This window comes from Streptomyces sp. NPDC001093, assembly GCF_040298985.1.
Taxonomy (GTDB): Bacteria; Actinomycetota; Actinomycetes; order Streptomycetales; family Streptomycetaceae; genus Streptomyces.
In genome coordinates this window covers 14,031-34,983 of the sequence record NZ_JBEPBF010000069.1, presented here as the reverse complement: position 1 = coordinate 34,983, position 20,953 = coordinate 14,031, and the positions used below count along the sequence as shown (strand labels likewise).

Sequence of the window (20,953 nt, the reverse complement as noted above, 5' to 3'; positions counted from 1 at the left end):
AGGCGCCTTCGCGAGCGGGATGGATACGGGTGGGGGACGGGATGGGCAGGGGGCAGGAATGGACACCAGAGACGGCGACGGGGCGAAAACGGAAGCGGCGACGACGGACGGGGGAGGCGCGGACGGGCGTACCGGCGCGCCCACGCCACGACCGCCCGAGGCCGCCGACGCCGAGGAAAGCCCACAGGGGCCGCCCGCACCCGGGGACGAAAGCCGCCCCGCCGACAGGAGCCGGAAACGCACATGGGCGCGCACACTCAGGCGCACCGCGCTCGCCCTCGTCCTCCTGCTGCTCCTTCCCACCCTCGCCGCGGAGACCGCCCTCCGCCTCGACTACACCGGGACCCCCGACAGCGGCACGTACACCCGCGGCCGCGACGCCGTCTGGCTCGGCCACGCCTGGATCGACGGCCGCAGGACCGACGCCGACGTCACCGCGCTCGCCGGCCGTCTGCGCGACACCGGCATCCGTGACCTGTACGTCCACGCGGGTCCCCTGGAACACGACGGCACGCTCCCCGAGTCGGCGTATCCCAGGGCCCGTTGGCTCACGGAAGCCCTGCGCCGCCGGGCGCCGCACATCCGTGTGCAGGCCTGGCTCGGCGACGAGGTCGCCCCGGAGAAGCCGTACGCCATGCACCTGGAGCGCCCCGCCACCCGCGCTGCCGTCGTCGAGTCCACCCGGCAGATCCTCGCCGCCGGCTTCCAGGGCGCCCACTTCGACCTGGAGCCCCTGCACTCCGGCGACCGGAACTACCTCGCCCTCCTGGACGCCCTGCACCGCGTCACCCGCGCCCACCACGCCGTGCTCTCCGTCGCCGCCCACCAGATCGATCCGCTGCCGGCCCTCCACTCCTTCTGGGGCACCGTGACCGGCCACCCCAAGTGGTGGTCGCAGGCGTACTTCGGGCAGGTCGCGCGGCGCGTCGACCAGATCGCGGTGATGTCGTACGACACCATGCAGCCGTTGCAGAGCCTGTACGGCGGCTATGTCGCCCAGCAGACCTCGCTGGCCCTGGAGGTCACCCCCGAGTCCACCGACCTGCTCATGGGCCTGCCCTTCTACCACGAGAACCGCTTCGGCCACCGGGCCCGAGCCGAGACCGTCCCGGCCGCCGTACGCGGGGTCCGCCTCGGCCTGTCCCGCACCGACAGGGACCGGGCCCGCTTCGGCGTCGCCCTCTACGTCGACTTCGCGGCCACCGAGGCGGACTGGACGGCCTATCGGGAAGACTGGGTCCGGTGACGGTGACCGGAACACGACAGCAATTCCCCGTGGCTGCGGGCAGTCGTGCCGCTGGGGCGGCACGGGTGGGAGCATGATCGGCATGCACATGTTCTTGGTGGTGGCGGGCGTGCCGGCGGTGGCGTTCATGGGCGTGCTCGGCGCCCTGGCCGTGGTGGCGGAGTGGATACCGCCACTGGCCCGGCGCCGGGTGCTGCGGCCCCGGCTGTGGGGGTACGGGGCGCTGGCCAACGCGGTCGGGCTGGGCCTGTTCATGTTCCTCGGGCCGCTCGCCGACGCGGGGCTGGGCGCCCTTCCGGCCGCCGGGTGGTGCCTGTGGATGGCGGGCACGGTGGTCCAGGTTCTCTCCCAGCGCCCCGGTCGCCCCGCTCCTAGGAGGACCGCCTCCTGATCTTCGAGCCGAGCCACACCAGCGGGTCGTACTTGCGGTCGACCGCGCGCTCCTTCATGGGGATCAGCGCGTTGTCGGTGATCTTGATGCCCTCGGGGCAGACCTCCGTGCAGCACTTGGTGATGTTGCAGTAGCCGAGGCCGTGTTCGCCCTGGGCCGTGCGCCCCCGGTCCAGGCCGGTCTCCGCGGCCGCGTCCAGCGGGTGCATGTCGAGTTCGGCGATCCGCATCAGGAAACGCGGGCCCGCGAATGCCGTCTTGTTCTCCTCGTGGTCGCGGACGACATGGCAGGTGTCCTGGCACAGGAAGCACTCGATGCACTTGCGGAACTCCTGCGAACGGTCCACGTCCTCCTGCATCATCCGGTACTCGCCGGCGCCCAGCCCGGCGGGCGGCACGAACGCCGGAACCTCCCGCGCCTTCTGGTAGTTGAAGCCGACGTCCGTCACCAGGTCGCGGATCACCGGGAAGGTGCGCAGGGGCGTGACGGTGATGGTCTCCGCGCGGTCGAAGACCGACATGCGGGTCATGCACATCAGCCGGGGGCGGCCGTTGATCTCCGCCGAGCACGAACCGCACTTGCCGGCCTTGCAGTTCCAGCGCACGGCCAGATCGGGGGCCTGGGTGGCCTGGAGGCGGTGGACGATGTCGAGGACCACCTCGCCGTCGTTCACCTCGACGGTGAAGTCCTCCAGGCCGCCGCCCTGCTCATCACCCCGCCACACCTTGAAGCGGGCCTCGTAGCTGCTCACTCGTACAGCTCCTCTTCGGCGAGGTACTTGACCAGCTCCTCCTTCTCGAAGAGGGCGAGCAGGTCCGGGCGGATGGGGGCGGTGGTCTCGCGGGTGAGGCGGACCTGGCCGCGGCCGGAGTCGGTCGCCGCGAGGCCGCCGGTGGGGTCGGCGAGGGTGCACAGCAGGTTCACGTTGCGCCACTTGCGGTCCATCGTGGGGTGGTCCTCGCGGGTGTGGCCGCCGCGCGACTCGGTGCGCTCCAGGGCCGCACGGGCCACGCACTCGCTGACCAGCAGCATGTTCCGCAGGTCCAGCGCCAGATGCCAGCCGGGGTTGAACTGGCGGTGGCCCTCGACCCCGGCCCGGCGGGCGCGTCCCCGCAGCTCCGCGAGCTTGCGCAGGGCCTGCTCCATCTCGCCCTCGCGGCGGATGATGCCGACCAGGTCGTTCATGGTCTGCTGGAGCTCCTGGTGCAGGGTGTACGGGTTCTCCGGCGGGCCCGCCTCGCCCTCCCGGTCCGCCTCGGCGGAGAACGGGCGCAGGGCCTCCGCCGCGGCCGTGTTGACCTGGGCGTCGTCCACCGGCGGACGCCGATCCGCCAGCCCCTGGGCGTACTCCGCCGCGTGCCAGCCCGCCCGGCGCCCGAAGACCAGCAGGTCGGAGAGCGAGTTGCCGCCGAGCCGGTTGGAGCCGTGCATACCGCCGGCCACCTCACCGGCCGCGAACAGGCCCGGCACCCCGCGCGCCGCCGCCGTGTCGGAGTCGACGGCGATGCCGCCCATCACGTAGTGGCAGGTCGGCCCGACCTCCATCGCCTCCGCCGTGATGTCGACGTCCGCCAGCTCCTTGAACTGGTGGTACATCGACGGCAGCCGGCGCCGGATCACCTCGGCGGGCATCCGCGTGGACACGTCCAGGAAGACCCCGCCGTGCGGCGAGCCCCGGCCCGCCTTGACCTCGGCGTTGATGGCGCGGGCCACCTCGTCGCGGGGGAGCAGTTCCGGTGGGCGCCGGTTGTTCTCCGGGTCCTCGTACCACCGGTCGGCCTCCTCCTCCGACTCGGCGTACTTCTCCTTGAAGACGTCCGGGATGTAGTCGAACATGAACCGCTTGCCCTCGGAGTTCCGCAGGACCCCGCCGTCGCCGCGCACCGACTCGGTGACGAGGATGCCCTTCACCGACGGCGGCCAGACCATGCCGGTGGGATGGAACTGCACGAACTCCATGTTCAGCAGCGGCGCGCCCGCGAGCAGGGCGAGGGCGTGCCCGTCACCCGTGTACTCCCACGAGTTGGACGTGACCTTGAAGGACTTGCCGATGCCGCCGGTCGCGATCACGACCGCGGGGGCCTCCAGGACGAAGAAGCGGCCGGTCTCGCGCTCGTAGGCGAAGAGACCGGAGACACGGTCCCCGTCCTTGAGGACCCGCGTGACCGTGCACTCCTGGAAGACCTTCAGCCGGGACTCGTAGTCCCCGGTCTCCTTGAAGTCCTCCTGCTGCAGGGCGACGATCTTCTGCTGGAGCGTGCGGATCAGTTCCAGGCCCGTACGGTCGCCGACGTGCGCGAGCCGCGGGTACTCGTGGCCGCCGAAGTTGCGCTGGGAGATCCGGCCGTCCTTCGTACGGTCGAACAGCGCGCCCCAGGTCTCCAGCTCCCACACCCGGTCCGGGGCCTCCTGCGCGTGCAGCTCGGCCATCCGCCACTGGTTGAGGAACTTGCCGCCGCGCATGGTGTCGCGGAAGTGCACCTGCCAGTTGTCGTGCTCGTTGGCGTTGGCCATGGCCGCCGCGATGCCGCCCTCGGCCATCACCGTGTGCGCCTTGCCGAACAGCGACTTGCAGATCACCGCCGTACGGGCGCCCCGTTCGCGCGCCTCGATCGCGGCCCGCAGCCCGGCGCCGCCGGCACCGACCACGACGACGTCCCACTCCTGGCGGTCCACCACGGACATCAGACGGCTCACCTGTTCCTAGAAGAAGCGCGGGTCGGCGAAGACCCCGGACGCGACGAGATAGACGTAGAAGTCGGCGAACGCCACGCTCAGCAGCGACGCCCAGGCCAGCTGCATGTGCCGGGCGTTGAGCCTGCCGACGAACTGCCACGCCCCGTAGCGCACGGGGTGCTTGGAGAAGTGCTTGAGCTTGCCGCCGACGATGTGCCGGCAGGAGTGGCAGGAGATCGTGTACGCCCAGATCAGCACGATGTTGACCAGGAACACCAGGGTGCCGAGCCCCATGTGGCCCCACCGGTAGTGCGTGTCCCGGAAGGACAGCACGGTGTCGTAGGTGAGCACGCCGGCGACCAGCAGGGCCGCGTAGAAGAAGTAGCGGTGGACGTTCTGCAGGATCAGCGGGAAGCGGGTCTCACCGGTGTACGTCTTGTGCGGCTCGGCGACGGCGCAGGCGGGCGGGGACGCCCAGAAGCTGCGGTAGTACGCCTTGCGGTAGTAGTAGCAGGTCAGCCGAAAGCCGAGCGGGAAGATCAGGATGATGATCGCGGGGGAGATGCCCCACCAGCTGCCGAAGAGATCGGCGTTCGGGCCCGCGTGCATGGTCCGGCAGTTGCTCGCCAGGCACGGCGAGTAGAACGGCGAGACGTACGGCGCCGCGTAGTAGTCCGCATTCGCGAAGGCCCGCCAGGTCGAGTAGACGACGAAGGCCAGCAGACCGGCCGCGGTGACGGCGGGCGCCAGCCACCAGCGGTCGGTCCGCAGATGCGGGGCCGTGATCGCGGCGCGCGCACCGGCTCGTACGCCGCCGCTGTTCTGTTGGGGTTCCGTACCAGTGGCCAAGGGATGACTCCGGTCGGTTCGGGTCGGTTCAGGGGGCGTGCCGGTCGCGGGCGCCCAGGCCCTCGTCGTCCGAGCCCACCCACAGGCTGGTGTCATACGGCGTGTCGGAGATGGTGACGAGGTCGGGGCGGCGCGGGGCCTCCCCGGTGGTGGCGGCCTCACGCAGCAGCGCCACGCTCTCGCGCAGATGGTCGGCGTCCAACCGGACCCGGCGCATCTCCAGGCCGCCGCTGCCGAGCTGGTGTTCCAGGCGTCCCAGCGACCGGTTCAGATCGTCGAGAGAGCGCTGGACCGAGGTGATGTCGTCGTGCACGGACATGACTTGCCCTCACTTCCGCGGATCCGGCGGGCCCTGCGCGGCAACGTTCATGCGCCTTGGAGTGTTGCGCGTCACACCTGTCGATGTGAAGGCGTGTGCAGCGATTGGCGGAGGCGCACTGGTGCATCTCCGGTGGTGTTGCGCCACACGGGTGGGGTTACCACCCGCCGTCGCCGTGTCGCCCGCTGTGGCCGGATCCTTTCCTCTTCAGTGGGCCGCATAGATCTGATCAGCTCCATATACCGCCAAAGGTGATCAGCTCCACATACCGACACAAGCGAGCATAAACCCGCGGCTTCCCGGAGGTAGCAGAGATGTACCACCACGGCGTGGGACTGCGTGCGGTGATGCGCTCGGTCTCCTTCCTCACCGCCGGCGCGCTCGCGGTGCCGTTCCTCGCCGGATGCGGTTCCGACGAGAAGGTGGCGGGGCCCCTCGCCGGGCAGGACATCGCCCCGGTCGCCCGCGACCTGGTCGCCGACGGCGGGACCCTGAAGTGGGCCGTCGACGCCGTACCGGAGACCCTGAACACCTTCCAGGCCGACGCCGACGCCGGCACCAGTCGCATCGCCCAGGCGGTCCTGCCGTCGATGTTCCGGCTGGACGCCACCGGCCGGCCGGTGCCCAACCCCGCCTACCTGGAGTCGGCCAAGGTCATCGAGACCGAGCCGCGCCAGGTCGTGCTGTACAAGCTGAACCAGCAGGCCGTGTGGAGCGACGGCCGGGAGATCGGCGCCGCCGACTTCGTCGCCCAGTGGCGCGCCCTGTCCGGGAAGAACAGCTCGTACTGGACGGCCCGCAACGCCGGCTACGACCGCATCGAGAAGATCGAGCGCGGCGCCAACGACCTCCAGGTCCGGGTCACCTTCTCCCGCCCGTACGCCGACTGGAAGTCGCTGTTCTCCCCGCTGTACCCGAAGGACGTCATGGGTACTCCGGACGCCTTCAACGACGGCGCCCGCCGCAAGCTGCAGGTCACCGCCGGGCCCTTCAAGGTGGACAAGGTCGACACCGCCAAGAAGGACGTCGTCCTCACCCGCAACCCGCGCTGGTGGGGCCGGCCCGCCAAGCTGAACGAGATCGTGCTGCACGCCGTACCCCGCGACAAGCGGGCCGCCGCGCTCGCCGACGGCAGCGTGGACGTCGCCGACGTCGACCCCGGTGACGCCCAGCGGATCGGGCTCGCCGCGCACAGCGCGGCGAACCCCTTGCAGGGCTCCGGCAAGACCTCGGTCAAGCAGCTGCGCGCATGGGCGCGGGCGCACGACTTCGACTCCGACGACGTCAGGGCCGGCCGGAAGAAGCTGCGCAAGGCCATCTCCGAGTACCTGGACGAACAGCAGGCGCTGCGCGACGTCGAGGTCCGCAGGTCGCTGGAGGCCGCCTACACCCAGCTCGCCCTGAACGGCTCCAGGGGGCCCCTCGCCGACGAACGCGTCCGCCGGGCCGTCGCCCGCGCCCTGGACCGCCGGGAACTGGCCAGGCTGGTCCTCACCCCGCTGGGTCTGCCCGCCGTGCCGGTCGGCAGTCATCTCGCCCTGTCCGGGCAGGCCGCGTACACCGACAACAGCGGCGCGATCGGCGGCCAGGACACCAAGCAGGCGCAGGAGCTGCTCGCCGACGCCGGCTGGGTGCCGGGCGGCCCGGTCAAGGAGCAGAAGAAGGGCCAGAAAGCGGCCGGCCCCGAGGGCAGGAAGAGCGAGAAGAAGGACGGCGAGAAGAAGGACGGCGAGAAGAAGGTCAGGGAGGACAAGTCCGACGGCGGCAGGGACGGCGAGTACATCGTCGGCGAGGACAACGACGAGAACGGCAAGAACGGCGGACGGGGGGACGGCGGCGACCGGCACCTGGCCCAGGAGGGCAGGCGCGGTGGCGCACAGGGCGCCTACGCCCCCCAGGGCACGGCCGCGCCGGCGGCCGCTGCGGCACAGCAGCTCGCCAAGGACGGCAAGCCGCTGCAGCTCCGCTTCGTGCTCCCGTCCGGCTCCGGCTCCGAGACGCTGAACTCGGTCGCCGAGCGGATCTCGGCCATGCTGGAGCGGGTCGGCATCCGGACGACGATCAGCAGGGTCCCGGACGCGAGCTACTTCAAGGACCACATCGCCGCCGGCGACTTCGACCTCGCGCTGTACTCCTGGCCGTCCTCCGCGTTCCCGGCGACGGACGACCGGCCGGTGTTCGCCAAGCCGGTGCCGGCGGCGGACGGCTCGGTGAACGTCGAGCAGAACTACACGCGGGTCGGCACGGACCAGGTGGACCAGCTGTTCGACGAGGCCGCGGCCACCCTGGACGAGGACGACGAGGTGTCGCTGATCCGCAAGGCGGACGCCAGGATCTGGGCCTCGGCCGCGTCCATTCCGCTCTATCAGCGGCCTCAGCTCGTGGCGGTGCGGAAGAACCTGGTCAACGCCGGGGCGTTCGGATTCCAGACGCCGGTCTACGAGGACATGGGCTTCCTGAAGAAGGGCGCGAAGGTCCCCGCCGGTCCCACGAGCGCCTCCGCCGGCCCCAAGGGCTGACCTGCGAGGAGATGATCACACAGCCCTGAGGAGGCCGGTTCCCGTGAGGCCACGTACCATGGGGTGAGGCCGTGGCGTGTCCAGCCCGGCAGGACCCGCGTGACACAGACGTACGCGCAGGGCAATCCTCACACCCCGGGAGTTCGTCGCACTATGGCCACGCGCCACGACATCCGCAACGTCGCCATCGTCGCTCACGTCGACCACGGCAAGACCACCATCGTCGACGGCATGCTGAAGCAGGCCGGCGCCTTCGCCGCCCATCAGCTCGAAGGCGTCGACGACCGCATGATGGACTCGAACGACCTGGAGCGTGAGAAGGGCATCACGATCCTCGCCAAGAACACCGCGGTGAAGTACCACCCGAAGGACGGCGGGGACCCGATCACCATCAACATCATCGACACCCCCGGCCACGCCGACTTCGGCGGCGAGGTCGAGCGCGGTCTGTCCATGGTGGACGGTGTCGTGCTGCTGGTGGACGCCTCCGAGGGCCCGCTGCCGCAGACCCGGTTCGTGCTGCGCAAGGCGCTGCAGGCCCGGCTGCCCGTCATCCTGTGCATCAACAAGACGGACCGCCCGGACGCCCGGATCGACGAGGTCGTCAACGAGACCTACGACCTCTTCCTGGACCTGGACGCGGACGAGGAGCAGATCGAGTTCCCGATCGTCTACGCCTGCGGCCGGGACGGCATCGCCTCGCTGACCAAGCCCGAGAACGGCACGGTCCCGGCGGACTCCGACAGCCTGGAGCCGTTCTTCTCCACGATCCTGGAGCACATCCCCGCGCCGACGTACGAGGAGGACGCGCCGCTCCAGGCCCACGTCACCAACCTCGACGCCGACAACTTCCTCGGCCGTATCGCGCTGCTCCGGGTCGAGCAGGGCGAGCTGCGCAAGGGCCAGACGGTCGCGTGGATCAAGCGCGACGGCACCATCAGCAACGTCCGCATCTCCGAGCTGATGATGACCGAGGCGCTCACCCGCAAGCCGGCCGAGAAGGCCGGCCCCGGTGACATCTGCGCGGTCGCCGGTATCCCGGACATCATGATCGGCGAGACGCTGGCCGACACCGAGAACCCGGTCCCGCTGCCGCTGATCACGGTGGACGAGCCGGCGATCTCCATGGTCATCGGTACGAACACCTCGCCGCTGGTCGGCCGCGGCGGCACCGGCAAGGGTGCCGACGCGAAGGCGGCCGTGAAGGACCGCAAGGTCACCGCCCGCCAGGTCAAGGACCGCCTGGACCGCGAGCTGATCGGTAACGTCTCGCTGCGCGTGCTGGACACCGAGCGCCCGGACGCCTGGGAGGTGCAGGGCCGTGGTGAGCTGGCGCTCGCCATCCTGGTCGAGACCATGCGCCGGGAGGGCTACGAGCTGACCGTCGGCAAGCCGCAGGTCGTCACCAAGGACGTCGACGGCAAGGTCTACGAGCCGGTCGAGCGCATGACGATCGACGTGCCCGAGGAGCACATGGGCGCCGTCACGCAGCTGATGGGTGTCCGCAAGGGCCGCATGGACAACATGTCCAACCACGGTTCCGGCTGGGTGCGCATGGAGTTCGTCGTGCCCTCGCGTGGTCTGATCGGTTTCCGGACCGAGTTCCTGACCCAGACCCGCGGCACCGGTATCGGCCACTCCATCCACGAGGGCCACGAGCCCTGGTTCGGCACGCTGCAGACCCGCAACAACGGCTCGCTGGTCGCCGACCGCGCCGGCGCGGTCACCGCGTTCGCGATGACGAACCTCCAGGAGCGCGGCGTGCTGTTCGTGGAGCCGGGCACCGAGGTGTACGAGGGCATGATCGTCGGAGAGAACTCCCGCTCCGACGACATGGACGTCAACATCACCAAGGAGAAGAAGCTCACCAACATGCGGTCCTCGACGGCCGATGTGGCCGAATCGATCGTGCCGCCGCGCAAGCTGTCGCTGGAGCAGTCGCTGGAGTTCTGCCGTGACGACGAGTGCGTCGAGGTGACCCCGGAGGCGGTCCGCATCCGCAAGGTGAACCTGGACCAGCGTGAGCGCGCCCGTGCGGCCAGCAGGGCCAAGCACGGCTGACGTGCCGGGACACGGCCGTTCGCGGGCCGTGCACGCACCGAGGGCCTGTCCGGCGACCGCCGGGCGGGCCCTCGTGCCGTTCCGGGCGCCGTCAAAGGCGTCGGTGGAGGTCAGGGGCGTAGAGGGTTTTCCCTACGACGGGGCGTCAGATCCCCGCGAGGGGGCCGGGCCGCCGTGCGACGTTGTTAGAGTGACCGGAATCTGCGGTTGTTGGCCCCTCGCGCCGGTCTGTCCGAGCGCTCGGTCCGATGCGTCCCGACCTGACCCGGTGCACTGCGATACGTCCCGGCGTGATGTCGATCGCGCCGGGCATGCCCACGCAGCCGATTCGCGCAACCGGTTTTCTACCACCACTTGTCCGCTATACGGACAACTGGGCCCGATAGTTGTGTAACAAGTCCGTTTCGCAGGGATCTTTCGCCTAACCGTTTGTCCGGATTTTGGAAGAAGTTCGCGACAGCTGTGATCGAACCGAGACCTTGAGGGTGTGGTTCACGCCGGTTCACATGGCAGATAGTTAGGCGCGTAGAGCTCGGAGCAAAAAGGGTCACGCCGCTGGCGGCGCCGACTCACGAGCGCGGGGGCACCTGACGATCGCAAGCACCGGTGACGGTGATGCGTCTTGTGCCCCTCCATGTGGTGAACCAATGGACTCATTGAGGAGGAGCCCCATGCGTGGTGCCAAGGGCGCCAGGTGGGCCGCGGTCGCGATAGTCGTGGCCATGGGCGCGACTGCCTGTGGTGGCGGTGGCGACACTGGTAACGGCAATGCCGGCGGTAAGAGCAACGGCGTCGTGTCGGTCGAGATCGGACAGCCGCAGAACACGCTTGTCCCGTCCAACACGTACGAGACCGAGGGCGGCCAGGTCATCCACGCCCTGTTCACCGGTCTCACGAAGATCGACCCGAACAACAAGATCGTCAACGACGAGGCCCAGTCCATCACCACGACGGACAACAAGGTCTGGACGATCAAGCTGAAGCCGGGCTACACGTTCCACAACGGCGAGCAGGTCACCGCGCAGTCGTACGTCGACGCCTGGAACTACGGCGCCGACCAGACCAACGCCCAGCAGACCAACGCGCTCTTCAGCCACATCCAGGGCTACACGGACCTGAACCCGGGCCCGAAGAAGACCGTCAAGGTCCACACGATGTCCGGCCTGAAGGCGGTCGACGCCAACACCCTCCAGGTCACGCTGACGGCGCCGTTCTCGGCGTTCCCGACCCAGCTGTCGTTCACCGGCTTCGTGCCGCTGCCGAAGGCCTTCTTCAAGGACCCGAAGGGCTTCGGCAAGAAGCCGATCGGCAACGGCCCCTACGAGGCCAAGACGTCCTTCGTCGACAACGAGGGCATCAGCCTGACCAAGTACGCCAAGTTCCCCGAGGCGTCCAAGTACACGGTCAAGGGCATCGACTTCAAGGTCTACTCGAACCAGGACACCGCCTACAAGGACCTGGTCGCGGGCAACCTCGACGTCCTGCCGGTCATCCCGACCTCGGGTCTGGCCACGTACAAGAAGGACCTGCCGGGCCACACCATCGACGTCCCCGAGGGCGCGACCGGTTACATCGGCTTCCCGCTGAAGTACAACAAGGCCTTCGCGAACCCGAAGATCCGCCAGGCCATCTCGATGTCCATCGACCGGAACATCATCGCCTCGAAGGTGTTCCTCGGTGCCCGCACCGCGGCCGACGACTACTTCCCGCCGCTGATCGACGGCTACCGCAAGGGTGCCTGTGGTGACGCGTGCACCTACAACCCGACCAAGGCCAAGCAGCTCTTCCAGGAGGCCGGCGGTCTGCCCGGCAACTCCCTGGAGATCGGCTACAACGCCGACGGCGACCACAAGGTCTGGGTCGAGGCCGTGGCCAACCAGATCCAGAAGAGCCTCGGCGTCAAGGTGACGGCCAAGCCGTTCGAGCAGTTCCAGACCATCCTGAACGACCTGGACGCCAAGAAGTACCAGGGCGCCTTCCGTATGGGCTGGCAGATGGACTACCCGAACATGGAGGACTTCCTCCGTCCGATCTTCTCCAAGGACGCGATCCAGAACGGCTCGAACTACGCCGGTTACACCAACCCGGAGTTCGAGAAGCTGCTGAGCCAGGGCGACCAGGCGACCAGCCCGGCCGACGCCATCAAGAAGTACCAGGCGGCGGACGACGTCCTGCTGAAGGACCTGCCGTACATCCCGGTGTACTTCTACCGTCTGAACACGGGCTTCAGCAACAAGATCAGCTCGATGAACATCATCGCTCACCAGATCGACTGGACGAGCATCAAGCTCGCCTGAGCGAGGCCGAAAACAGCGCCCGCGACGTGAAGTAGCGGGCCGGGGTGGGCAGGGGAACCGCCGGAGCACGACGGCTCCCCCGCCCACCCTCTTCGCCGTTGGGTCCGACCGGCGAGCGCCCTCCCCCGGGGCGCCGGACCGGGCCAGCATTCCTTGGAGAACCAATGGGCCGATTCGTCGTGCGCCGTGTGCTGCAGGCGATCCCTGTACTCATAGGCGTCACGTTCCTCATCTACTGCCTGGTCTTCCTGCTGCCAGGCGACCCGATCAGGGCCCTGATGGGCGAGAAGCAGGACCCCCACCTGGCGTTGGTGCTGCGCGCGCGGTACCACCTCGACGACCCGCTGGTGGTGCAGTACTGGCACTACATCAGCGGCGTCTTCCGAGGCGACCTGGGCACCACCTACACCGGCCGGTCGATCAGTGACATCGTCGCCCAGCGCTTCCCGATCACGCTGAAGCTGGCGTTGACGGCGTTCGGCTTCGAGGCGGTCATCGGCATCCTGGCCGGTATCCTCTCGGCGCTCAAGCGCGGGAAGTTCCTGGACAACCTGGTCTTCATCGCCACGCTGTTCCTGATCTCGATCCCGGTGTTCGTGCTCGGCAACGTCCTCCAGCTCGAGCTGGGCGTCAAGTTCAAGCTGACGCCGGTCGCGGGCATCGAGGACGGCTGGCCCGCCAGCTACGTGCTGCCCGGCCTGGTGCTGGCGGCCACGTCGATGGCGTACATCGCCCGGCTGACCCGGACCAGCATGATCGAGTCGGTCCGCTCGGACTACGTCCGCACCGCCATCGCCAAGGGCCTGCCGCGCCGCCGTGTCATCGGCGTCCACGCGCTGCGCAACTCCCTCATCCCCGTCGTCACCTTCCTCGGCATGGACCTCGGTTCGCTGATGGGTGGCGCGATCATCACGGAGCGGGTCTTCAACCTCCCCGGTATCGGCGGTCAGTTGGCCCAGTCCGTCTCCCTGCGCGAGGGGCCTGTCGTCGTGGGCCTGGTCACCCTGCTCATCCTGATCTACCTGGTGGCCAACCTCGTCGTCGACGTCCTCTACGCCGTGCTCGACCCGAGGATCCGCTATGAGTGAACAGATCATCGAACGGCCCGTGCCCGCCGACGGCCCCACGGCCAAGGCGCCGGCACCGGAGGGCAAGCCGGAGCGCGTCGCCAGCCTGTGGCGCGACGGCTGGACCGACCTGCGCAAGCGGCCGATGTTCCTCATCTCGGCCTTCATCATCCTGTGCCTGCTGGTGCTGGCGATCGCGCCCGGTATGTTCACCTCCCGCTCCCCGCTCAGCGACGGCTTCTGCGACCTGACGCACTCGATGGACGGCCCGCGCAGCGGCCACTGGTTCGGCTACGACGTCCAGGGCTGCGACATCTACACCCGTACGGTGTGGGGCACCCGCAACTCGATCATCGTCGGCGTGGTCTCCACCGTCCTGACGACGGTGCTCGGCGCTGTCATCGGCATGCTGGCCGGTCTGACGGGCGGCTGGATCGACTCGCTGGTCTCCCGCTTCTCCGAGATCTTCTACGCGCTGCCGATCCTCATCGGCGGTCTGCTGATCATGTCGATGGTGGGCAGCAGCAACGTCTGGACCGTGTCCGTCGTGCTGTCGGTCCTCGGCTGGCCGCAGGTCTACCGGATCATGCGCGGTGAGGTCATCGGCAACAAGTACAACGACTACGTCGCCGCCGCCCGGGCGCTCGGCGCGGGGCCGATGCGGATCGCGTTCCGGCACATCCTGCCCAACACGCTCGCCCCGATCGTGGTCGTCTCCACGATGAACCTGGGCGTCTACATCGCCGCCGAGGCCTCGCTGTCCTACCTGGGCATCGGCGTCCAGTCCCCGGCCATCTCCTGGGGTCTGATGATCAGTGACGCCCAGGACCGCTGGCTCACCTCGCCGCACGCCCTGCTGTTCCCGGCCGGCGCGCTGAGCCTGACGGTGCTCGCGTTCATCATGCTCGGCGACGTGGTCCGCGACGCCTTCGACCCCAAGCTGCGCTGAGGAGGGCGTAATCCATGACCATCATCGAGAACGCCGTCCCCGCCGCGCGCGGCACCGGCGACGAGCAGACCCCGCTGCTCGAAGTCCGTGACCTGCATGTGGAGTTCCACACCCGTGAGGGCGTGGCCAAGGCGGTCAACGGCGTCAACTACACCGTGGCGCCGGGCGAGACGCTCGCCGTGCTCGGCGAGTCCGGCTCCGGCAAGTCGGTCACCGCGCAGGCCATCATGGGCATCCTGGACATGCCCCCGGCCCGCATCCCGCAGGGGGAGATCCTCTTCCGCGGGCGGGACATGCTGAAGATGTCCGGCGAGGAGCGCCGGAAGATCCGCGGCGCCGAGATCGCCATGATCTTCCAGGACGCGCTCTCCTCGCTCAACCCGGTGCTGACCGTCGGCTACCAGCTCGGCGAGATGTTCCGGGTGCACCGGGGCATGTCCCGCAAGGAGGCCAAGGCCAAGGCGATCGAGCTGATGGACCGGGTGAAGATCCCGGCCGCCGCGGCGCGGGTCAACGACTACCCGCACCAGTTCTCCGGCGGTATGCGCCAGCGCATCATGATCGCCATGGCGCTCGCCCTGGAGCCCGACCTGATCATCGCCGACGAGCCGACCACCGCGCTCGACGTGACGGTCCAGGCGCAGGTCATGGACCTGCTCGCGGAGCTCAAGAGCGAGTTCAACATGGGCCTGATCCTGATCACCCACGACCTCGGCGTGGTCGCCGACGTCGCGGACAAGATCGCGGTGATGTACGCGGGCCGGATCGTCGAGGCCGCCCCCGTGCACGAGCTCTACAAGAACCCCGCTCACCCGTACACCCGGGGTCTGCTCGACTCCATCCCGCGCCTGGACCAGAAGGGCCAGGAGCTGTACGCGATCAAGGGCCTGCCGCCCAACCTGCTGCGGATCCCGGAGGGCTGCGCGTTCAACCCGCGCTGCCCCAAGGCGCAGGACGTCTGCCGTACGGACGTCCCGAAGCTCGCCCAGATCACCGGTGACGAGGGCCGGGAACTGGTCGGCCGCCGCAGCGCGTGCCACTTCTGGAAGGAGACCCTCAATGGCTGAGCCCACGGCTGGGGACGCGGCCGAGACCCCGAACACCGTGCCGGTGGACAAGGTCGAGGCAGCCACCGAGGAGGCGGCCATCGCCGCCGTCGAGGCACCGGTGGAGCGCGGGGAACCGATCCTGCAGGTGCGCAACCTGGTGAAGCACTTCCCGCTCACCCAGGGCATCCTGTTCAAGCGTCAGGTCGGTGCGGTCAAGGCCGTCGACGGCGTGTCCTTCGACCTCTACCAGGGCGAGACCCTGGGCATCGTCGGCGAGTCCGGCTGCGGCAAGTCCACCGTGGCCAAGCTGCTGATGAACCTCGAGCGGGCCACCGCGGGCGAGGTCTTCTACAAGGGCCAGGACATCACCAAGCTGTCCGGGCGCGCCCTGAAGGCGGTGCGCCGGAACATCCAGATGGTGTTCCAGGACCCGTACACCTCGCTCAACCCGCGGATGACGGTCGGCGACATCATCGGCGAGCCCTTCGACATCCACCCCGACGTGGCCCCCAAGGGCGACCGGCGCCGCAAGGTGCAGGAGCTGCTGGAGGTCGTCGGCCTCAACCCCGAGCACATCAACCGCTACCCGCACCAGTTCTCCGGCGGTCAGCGCCAGCGCATCGGCATCGCCCGCGGCCTGGCGCTCAACCCCGAGATCATCATCTGCGACGAGCCGGTCTCCGCGCTGGACGTCTCCGTCCAGGCGCAGGTCATCAACCTGATGGAGCGACTGCAGGACGAGTTCAACCTCTCCTACATCTTCATCGCGCACGACCTGTCGATCGTCCGGCACATCTCGGACCGCGTGGGTGTGATGTACCTCGGCAAGATCGCCGAGATCGGCACGGACGAGCAGATCTACGACCACCCGACGCACCCCTACACCCAGGCGCTGCTCTCCGCAGTCCCGGTCCCGGACCCGGAGGCCCGCGAGCACCGCGAGCGGATCATCCTCACCGGCGACGTCCCGTCCCCGGCCAACCCGCCGTCGGGCTGCCGCTTCCGCACCCGCTGCTGGAAGGCCCAGGACAAGTGCGCCGAGGAGATCCCGCTCCTCGCCGTGCCCGAGCCCTTCCAGGGCTCGGACTCCCCGGCGGCCCACGAGTCGGCCTGCCACTTCGCCGAGGACAAGGACGTGGTCCACGCGGCCTGACCCCCTCCCGCCGACGCCGGTTGCCGGCCCCCTCACACCACGAGGGGGCCGGCAACCGGCGTTTTCGCGCGGCCCTCCGGCCTGCCGTCTGGGCGGGAAGGCGGCCGTGTGCGGGTGTTTCCGGGCGGGCGTTCGGCCTGCTGTCTGGGTGGGGAGGCGGCGGTGCGTCGGCGTCGTCGGGCGGGCCCCCGGCGCGCCGTCTGGGTGGGGAGGCGGCCGTTCGTGGGCGGTTTCGGGCGGGCCTTCGGCCCTGTCACCCGTGTGGGGAGGCTGCCGCGTGGCGGCGTCGTCGGGCGGGCACCGGCCCGTCACCGGGCGGGGAGGCTGCCGCGTGGCGGCGTCGTCGGGCGGGCATCGGGCCGTCACCGGGCGGGGAGGCTGCCGCGTGGCGGTGTCGTCAGGCGGGTGCTTCGTCCGCTGTTCGGGTTCGTGCCCAGTGGCAGGCCACCTGTGCCTCCGGGGCCGGGGCGAGGATGCCCGGGTCCTCGGTGCGGCAGGCCCGGGCCACGCCCGTGCGGTCCGCCTCACCGGTCGCCAGTACCGGGCAGCGGGCGTGGAAGCGGCAGCCTGCGGGGATGCGGGCGGGGTCCGGGGGCTCGCCGGTGAGCACCACCGGTGCACCGTCGGCCTCCGGCAGCACCGACAGCAGTGCCTGCGTGTACGGGTGCCGGGGAGCGGTCAGGACCTGCTCGACCGTGCCTGTCTCCACGATCCGCCCCAGGTACATCACCGCCACCCGGTCGGCGATGTTCCACGCCAGCCCCAGATCGTGGGTCACGACCAGCGCCGCGAGACCGAGATCCGCGCGCAGCCGGAGCAGCAGCGCCAGGATCTCGCCGCGTACCGAGGCGTCCAGGGAGGCCACCGGCTCGTCGGCGACCAGGAGTTCGGGCTGCAGCACCAGCGCGCCCGCGATCACCACGCGCTGCCGCTGGCCCCCGGACAGCTCGTGCGGATAGCGCAGGAAGAACCGCTCCGGCGGGCGCAGCCCGGCCCGGGCCAGGGCCTCGGCGACCGCCGCCCGTTCGTCCCCGGCGTGCCCGTGGATGCGCAGGGCCTCGGCCACCGCGTCGTACACCGTGTGCCGGGGATTGAGGGAACCGGTGGGATCCTGCAGCACCAGCTGGGCCCGCCGCCGGTACGCCCGCAGCGCCCGCGTCGAGTACTGCAGCGGACGCCCGGCGAACGTCACCTGTCCCTGCGTCGGCCGTACCAGCCCCAGCAACGCCCGGGCCAGAGTGGACTTCCCGCACCCCGACTCACCCACCAGCGCCACGATTTCCCCGGCCCGGATGTCGAGTTCGACCCCGTCGACCGCGCGGGCCGGCGCGCCCCCGTGCCGGCCGGGGAAGGCCACCCCCAGCCCGCGGGCGCTGAGCAGGGGCGGTGTCTGCTGCTCGGAGTGCGTCATGGAGTGCTCCCCGCGTTCTCGGCGGTGCCCGCGGATTCCGCCGGCTCCGCGGGCTCCGCCGTCGGTGTGCCGACGCGTACGCATGCCGCCCGGTGCCCGTCCCCCGCCTCCCGCAGCGGCTGGTCCTGTGTCGCACAGACCGGCAGCGCCACCGGGCAGCGCGGATGGAAGGTGCAGCCCGGCGGCAGCGCGGCGGGGTCGGGCGGGTCGCCGGGCAGCCCGCGCGGAGCGAACCGGGAGGCGGGGTCGCCGATGCGCGGGAAGGCGGCCGACAGGGCCCCGGCGTAGGGATGCCGGGCATCCTCGTACACCGCCCGTGCGGGGCCCTGCTCCACCACGCGCCCGGCGTACATCACCACGAGCCGGTCGCAGGTGTCGGCCAGCACCGCCAGGTCATGGCTGATCATGACCAGCGCCAGGTCCTGTTCGGCGACGAGCCGGCCGATCAGCCGCAGGATCTGCGCCTGCACCATCACGTCCAGCGCGGTCGTCGGCTCGTCCGCGATGATCAGCCGGGGTGCGCACGCCAGCGCCATGGCGATCATCACCCGCTGCCGCTGCCCGCCGGACAGCTCGTGCGGGTACGCCGACGCCCGCGCCGCGGGCAGCCCGACCTGCTCCAGCAGTTCCCCGGCGCGGGTGCGGGCGGCGGCCGCACTCGCCCCGCCGTGCAGCAGGATCGGCTCGGCGATCTGGTCGCCGACCCGGTGCACGGGGTTGAGGGAGTGCATCGCCCCCTGGAAGACGATCGAGGCCCCGGCCCAGCGGACCGCCCGCAGCCGCCCCCAGCGCATGCTCAGCACGTCCTCGCCGTCCAGCAGGATCTCCCCGGCGACCTCGGTGCCGGCCGGCAGCAGACGCAGCAGTGCCAGCGCCAGCGTGGACTTGCCGCACCCCGACTCGCCGGCGATGCCCAGTGTCCGCCCGGCCGCGAGCGACAGGTCCACCCCGCGTACGGCGGCCGCTCCGCCCGGATAGGTGACCTTCAGGTCCCGGACCTCCAGCAGTGTCAACGGGCCACCCCCAGCCTGGGATTGAGCACGGACTCCACGGCCCGCCCGCACAGGGTGAACGCCAGCGCCACGCCCGCGACCGCGATGCCGGGCGGCGCCAGGTACCACCAGTCGCCGGAGCTGACCGCCCCCGTCTCCCGCGCGTCCTGGAGCAGCCCGCCCCAGGACACCACCGTCGGGTCGCCGAGCCCCAGGAAGGCCAGGGTCGCCTCGGCGAGGATGGAGGAGGAGACCATCAGGGTCGTCTGGGCGAGGACCAGGGGCAGCACGTTGGGCAGCACGTGCCGGGTCATGACGTGCCAGTGCCCGCCGCCGAGCGCCCTGGCGCGTTCGATGTACGGCCGCGACTCCACCGCCAGCGTCTGTGCCCGGACCAGGCGTGCCGTGGTGGGCCAGGTCGTCACACCGATCGCGAGGATCACCGTGCCCAGGGAACGGGACATCACGGTGGCGAGCGCGATGGCCAGCACCAGCGTCGGCATCACCAGGAACCAGTCGGTGATCCGCATCAGCACGGTGGCGTACGCGCCCTTGAAGTGGCCCGCGGTGATGCCCACCAGCGCGCCGATCGCCACCGACAGCACCGCCGCCAGCAGCCCGACCAGCAGCGAGACCCGGGAGCCCCACACCAGCAGCCCCAGCAGGTCCCGGCCGAACCGGTCCGTGCCCAGCGGGAACGCGCCGCTCGGCCCCTGCAGGGGCTGCCCGGGCGCGCCGGTCACGCTCGCCACGTCCGAGCCGACCGTGAGCGGTGCGGTCAGCGCCACCAGGGCGAAGAGGGCGAGGGCGGCGAGACCGACGAGGCCCGCGCGGTGGGAGCGGTACTGGCGCCAGAACCGTGCGGCGGCTCGGCGCCTGCGCTGCCAGGCCAGTGCCCGGGCGCTCGGGCCCGCGAGGATCTCCGTGGTCATGTCCGGCCCACCCTCGGGTCGAGCAGCGGATAGACGAGGTCGGCCAGGGTGTTCATGACGATCACCGCCGAGGCGAAGAAGAGGAACAGGCCCTGCACGAGCGGCAGGTCGGGCACGCTGAGCGCCTGATAGAACAGGCCGCCCAGACCGGGCCAGGAGAACACGGTCTCGACCAGGATGACGCCCGCGACCGTCCGGCCCAGGTTGACGAAGAGCAGCGTGACGGTGGGCAGCAGGGCGTTGGGCACGGCGTGCCGGCGCCGTACCAGGTCGTCGCGCAGGCCCTTGGCACGCGCGGTCGTCAGATAGTCGCTGTCCATCTCGTCGAGCAGCGCGGAGCGGGTGACCAGCAGGGTCTGCCCGTACTCGACCGCGACCAGCGTGATGACGGGCAGCACGAGATGGTGGGCGACGTCGACGGCGTAGGCGAGGCCGTGCCTGCCGCCCGTCTCCATGCCGCCGGTGGGGAAGAGACCCGGGATCGGGCCCGCTCCCACCGCGAACACGATGATGAGCAGCAGCCCCAGCCAGAACGACGGCACCGAGTACAGGGTCAGGGCCAGCCCGGTGTGGAACCGGTCCGCGAACCGGCCCCGGCGCCAGGCGGCGCGGGTGCCGAGGACGAGGCCGAGCGCGGTGTAGAGCACGAACGCGGTGCCGGTGAGCAGCAGGGTGTTGGGCAGCGCCTCGGTGATCTTGTCGATGACGGGGGCGTGGAACTGGTAGGAGGTGCCCAGGTCGCCGGTGAGCGCCTTGCCGCAGTAGTCCGTGAACTGCTCCCACAGCGGCAGATCGAGCCCGAACTCCTTTCGGTACTCGGCGAGTTGCGGGGCCGAGACCGGCCGTCCCCCGGTCATCGTCTTCACCGGGTCGCCCGGGATCAGCCGGAACAGGAAGAAGCCGGTGACGAGCACGGCGAGCAGCGACACGACCGCGCCGCCCGCCTTCATCGCCGCGTACCGCAGGTACGCGCCGCCGCCACGTGTTCTCCCGGGTGTGTCGTCGGCGGCCGGGAGCACCGCCTGGGCCGTGGGGTCCATCG

17 protein-coding genes are annotated in these 20,953 nt (G+C 70.2%); 9 read left to right on the top strand and 8 right to left on the bottom strand.

Annotated features, from left to right (window positions below):
- Positions 1-58: 58 nt before the first annotated feature.
- Together ABT288_RS29180 and ABT288_RS29175 are read left to right on the top strand one after the other, a co-directional pair.
- The gene (locus tag ABT288_RS29180; protein ID WP_351613760.1) at positions 59-1,246 is read left to right on the top strand and encodes a glycoside hydrolase family 18 protein; all 1,188 of its coding nucleotides are present in this window, start codon (positions 59-61) and stop codon (positions 1,244-1,246) included.
- An 82-nt stretch (positions 1,247-1,328) separates the two neighbouring features.
- Positions 1,329-1,637, top strand: coding sequence for a hypothetical protein (locus ABT288_RS29175; protein WP_351613757.1), 309 nt, complete (start codon positions 1,329-1,331; stop codon positions 1,635-1,637).
- Here the strand turns inward: ABT288_RS29175 and ABT288_RS29170 are convergent.
- Genes ABT288_RS29170 through ABT288_RS29155 form a run of 4 tightly spaced genes read right to left on the bottom strand, consistent with a single transcriptional unit; the run spans position 1,618 to position 5,481 of the window.
- Positions 1,618-2,388 carry a succinate dehydrogenase/fumarate reductase iron-sulfur subunit gene (locus tag ABT288_RS29170; RefSeq protein ID WP_351613755.1) on the bottom strand — a complete coding sequence of 257 codons (771 nt, stop codon included), beginning with the start codon at positions 2,386-2,388 and terminating at the stop codon, positions 1,618-1,620. The genes ABT288_RS29175 and ABT288_RS29170 overlap by 20 nt on opposite strands.
- Positions 2,385-4,322, bottom strand: coding sequence for a fumarate reductase/succinate dehydrogenase flavoprotein subunit (locus ABT288_RS29165; RefSeq protein WP_351613752.1), 1,938 nt, complete (start codon positions 4,320-4,322; stop codon positions 2,385-2,387). The genes ABT288_RS29170 and ABT288_RS29165 overlap by 4 nt, the downstream gene beginning before the upstream one ends.
- An 18-nt stretch (positions 4,323-4,340) precedes the next feature.
- Positions 4,341-5,162 carry a succinate dehydrogenase subunit SdhC gene (sdhC, locus tag ABT288_RS29160; RefSeq protein ID WP_351613750.1) on the bottom strand — a complete coding sequence of 274 codons (822 nt, stop codon included), beginning with the start codon at positions 5,160-5,162 and terminating at the stop codon, positions 4,341-4,343.
- A 28-nt stretch (positions 5,163-5,190) separates the two neighbouring features.
- The gene (locus tag ABT288_RS29155; RefSeq protein WP_351613747.1) at positions 5,191-5,481 is read right to left on the bottom strand and encodes an Rv0250c family protein; all 291 of its coding nucleotides are present in this window, start codon (positions 5,479-5,481) and stop codon (positions 5,191-5,193) included.
- A gap of 314 nt (positions 5,482-5,795) precedes the next feature.
- On the opposite strand from ABT288_RS29155, the gene ABT288_RS29150 reads away from it, so the two are divergent.
- The 7 genes from ABT288_RS29150 to ABT288_RS29120 all read left to right on the top strand — a co-directional run bounded on the left by ABT288_RS29150 (position 5,796) and on the right by ABT288_RS29120 (position 16,576).
- Positions 5,796-8,000, top strand: a complete 2,205-nt coding sequence (locus ABT288_RS29150) for an ABC transporter family substrate-binding protein (protein WP_351613744.1) — start codon at positions 5,796-5,798, stop codon at positions 7,998-8,000.
- Between the two features lie 153 nt (positions 8,001-8,153).
- Entirely contained in the window at positions 8,154-10,061 is a 1,908-nt protein-coding gene (gene typA, locus ABT288_RS29145; RefSeq protein ID WP_351613741.1) for a translational GTPase TypA, read from the top strand.
- A gap of 671 nt (positions 10,062-10,732) precedes the next feature.
- The gene (locus tag ABT288_RS29140) at positions 10,733-12,358 is read left to right on the top strand and encodes a peptide ABC transporter substrate-binding protein (RefSeq protein ID WP_351613738.1); all 1,626 of its coding nucleotides are present in this window, start codon (positions 10,733-10,735) and stop codon (positions 12,356-12,358) included.
- Positions 12,359-12,522: 164 nt separating this feature from the next.
- Complete coding sequence (locus tag ABT288_RS29135; protein ID WP_351613736.1) at positions 12,523-13,446, top strand: ABC transporter permease; 924 nt, start codon at positions 12,523-12,525, stop codon at positions 13,444-13,446.
- Positions 13,439-14,374, top strand: a complete 936-nt coding sequence (locus ABT288_RS29130; protein WP_351613733.1) for an ABC transporter permease — start codon at positions 13,439-13,441, stop codon at positions 14,372-14,374. Before ABT288_RS29135 ends, ABT288_RS29130 begins: the two co-directional genes overlap by 8 nt.
- Positions 14,375-14,388: 14 nt before the next feature.
- Positions 14,389-15,441, top strand: a complete 1,053-nt coding sequence (locus ABT288_RS29125; RefSeq protein WP_351613730.1) for an ABC transporter ATP-binding protein — start codon at positions 14,389-14,391, stop codon at positions 15,439-15,441.
- Entirely contained in the window at positions 15,434-16,576 is a 1,143-nt protein-coding gene (locus ABT288_RS29120) for an ABC transporter ATP-binding protein (RefSeq protein WP_351613729.1), read from the top strand. Before ABT288_RS29125 ends, ABT288_RS29120 begins: the two co-directional genes overlap by 8 nt.
- Before the next feature lie 397 nt (positions 16,577-16,973).
- Here ABT288_RS29120 and ABT288_RS29115 read toward each other — a convergent pair whose 3' ends face one another.
- Genes ABT288_RS29115 through ABT288_RS29100 form a run of 4 tightly spaced genes read right to left on the bottom strand, consistent with a single transcriptional unit; the run spans position 16,974 to position 20,951 of the window.
- Positions 16,974-17,987 carry an ABC transporter ATP-binding protein gene (locus ABT288_RS29115; protein WP_351613726.1) on the bottom strand — a complete coding sequence of 338 codons (1,014 nt, stop codon included), beginning with the start codon at positions 17,985-17,987 and terminating at the stop codon, positions 16,974-16,976.
- On the bottom strand, positions 17,984-19,000 hold the full coding sequence (locus tag ABT288_RS29110; RefSeq protein ID WP_351613724.1) for an ABC transporter ATP-binding protein: 1,017 nt from the start codon (positions 18,998-19,000) through the stop codon (positions 17,984-17,986). The genes ABT288_RS29115 and ABT288_RS29110 overlap by 4 nt, the downstream gene beginning before the upstream one ends.
- Entirely contained in the window at positions 18,997-19,911 is a 915-nt protein-coding gene (locus ABT288_RS29105; RefSeq protein ID WP_351613722.1) for an ABC transporter permease, read from the bottom strand. Before ABT288_RS29105 ends, ABT288_RS29110 begins: the two co-directional genes overlap by 4 nt.
- Entirely contained in the window at positions 19,908-20,951 is a 1,044-nt protein-coding gene (locus ABT288_RS29100; protein WP_450858149.1) for an ABC transporter permease, read from the bottom strand. Before ABT288_RS29100 ends, ABT288_RS29105 begins: the two co-directional genes overlap by 4 nt.
- Positions 20,952-20,953 lie beyond the last annotated feature (2 nt).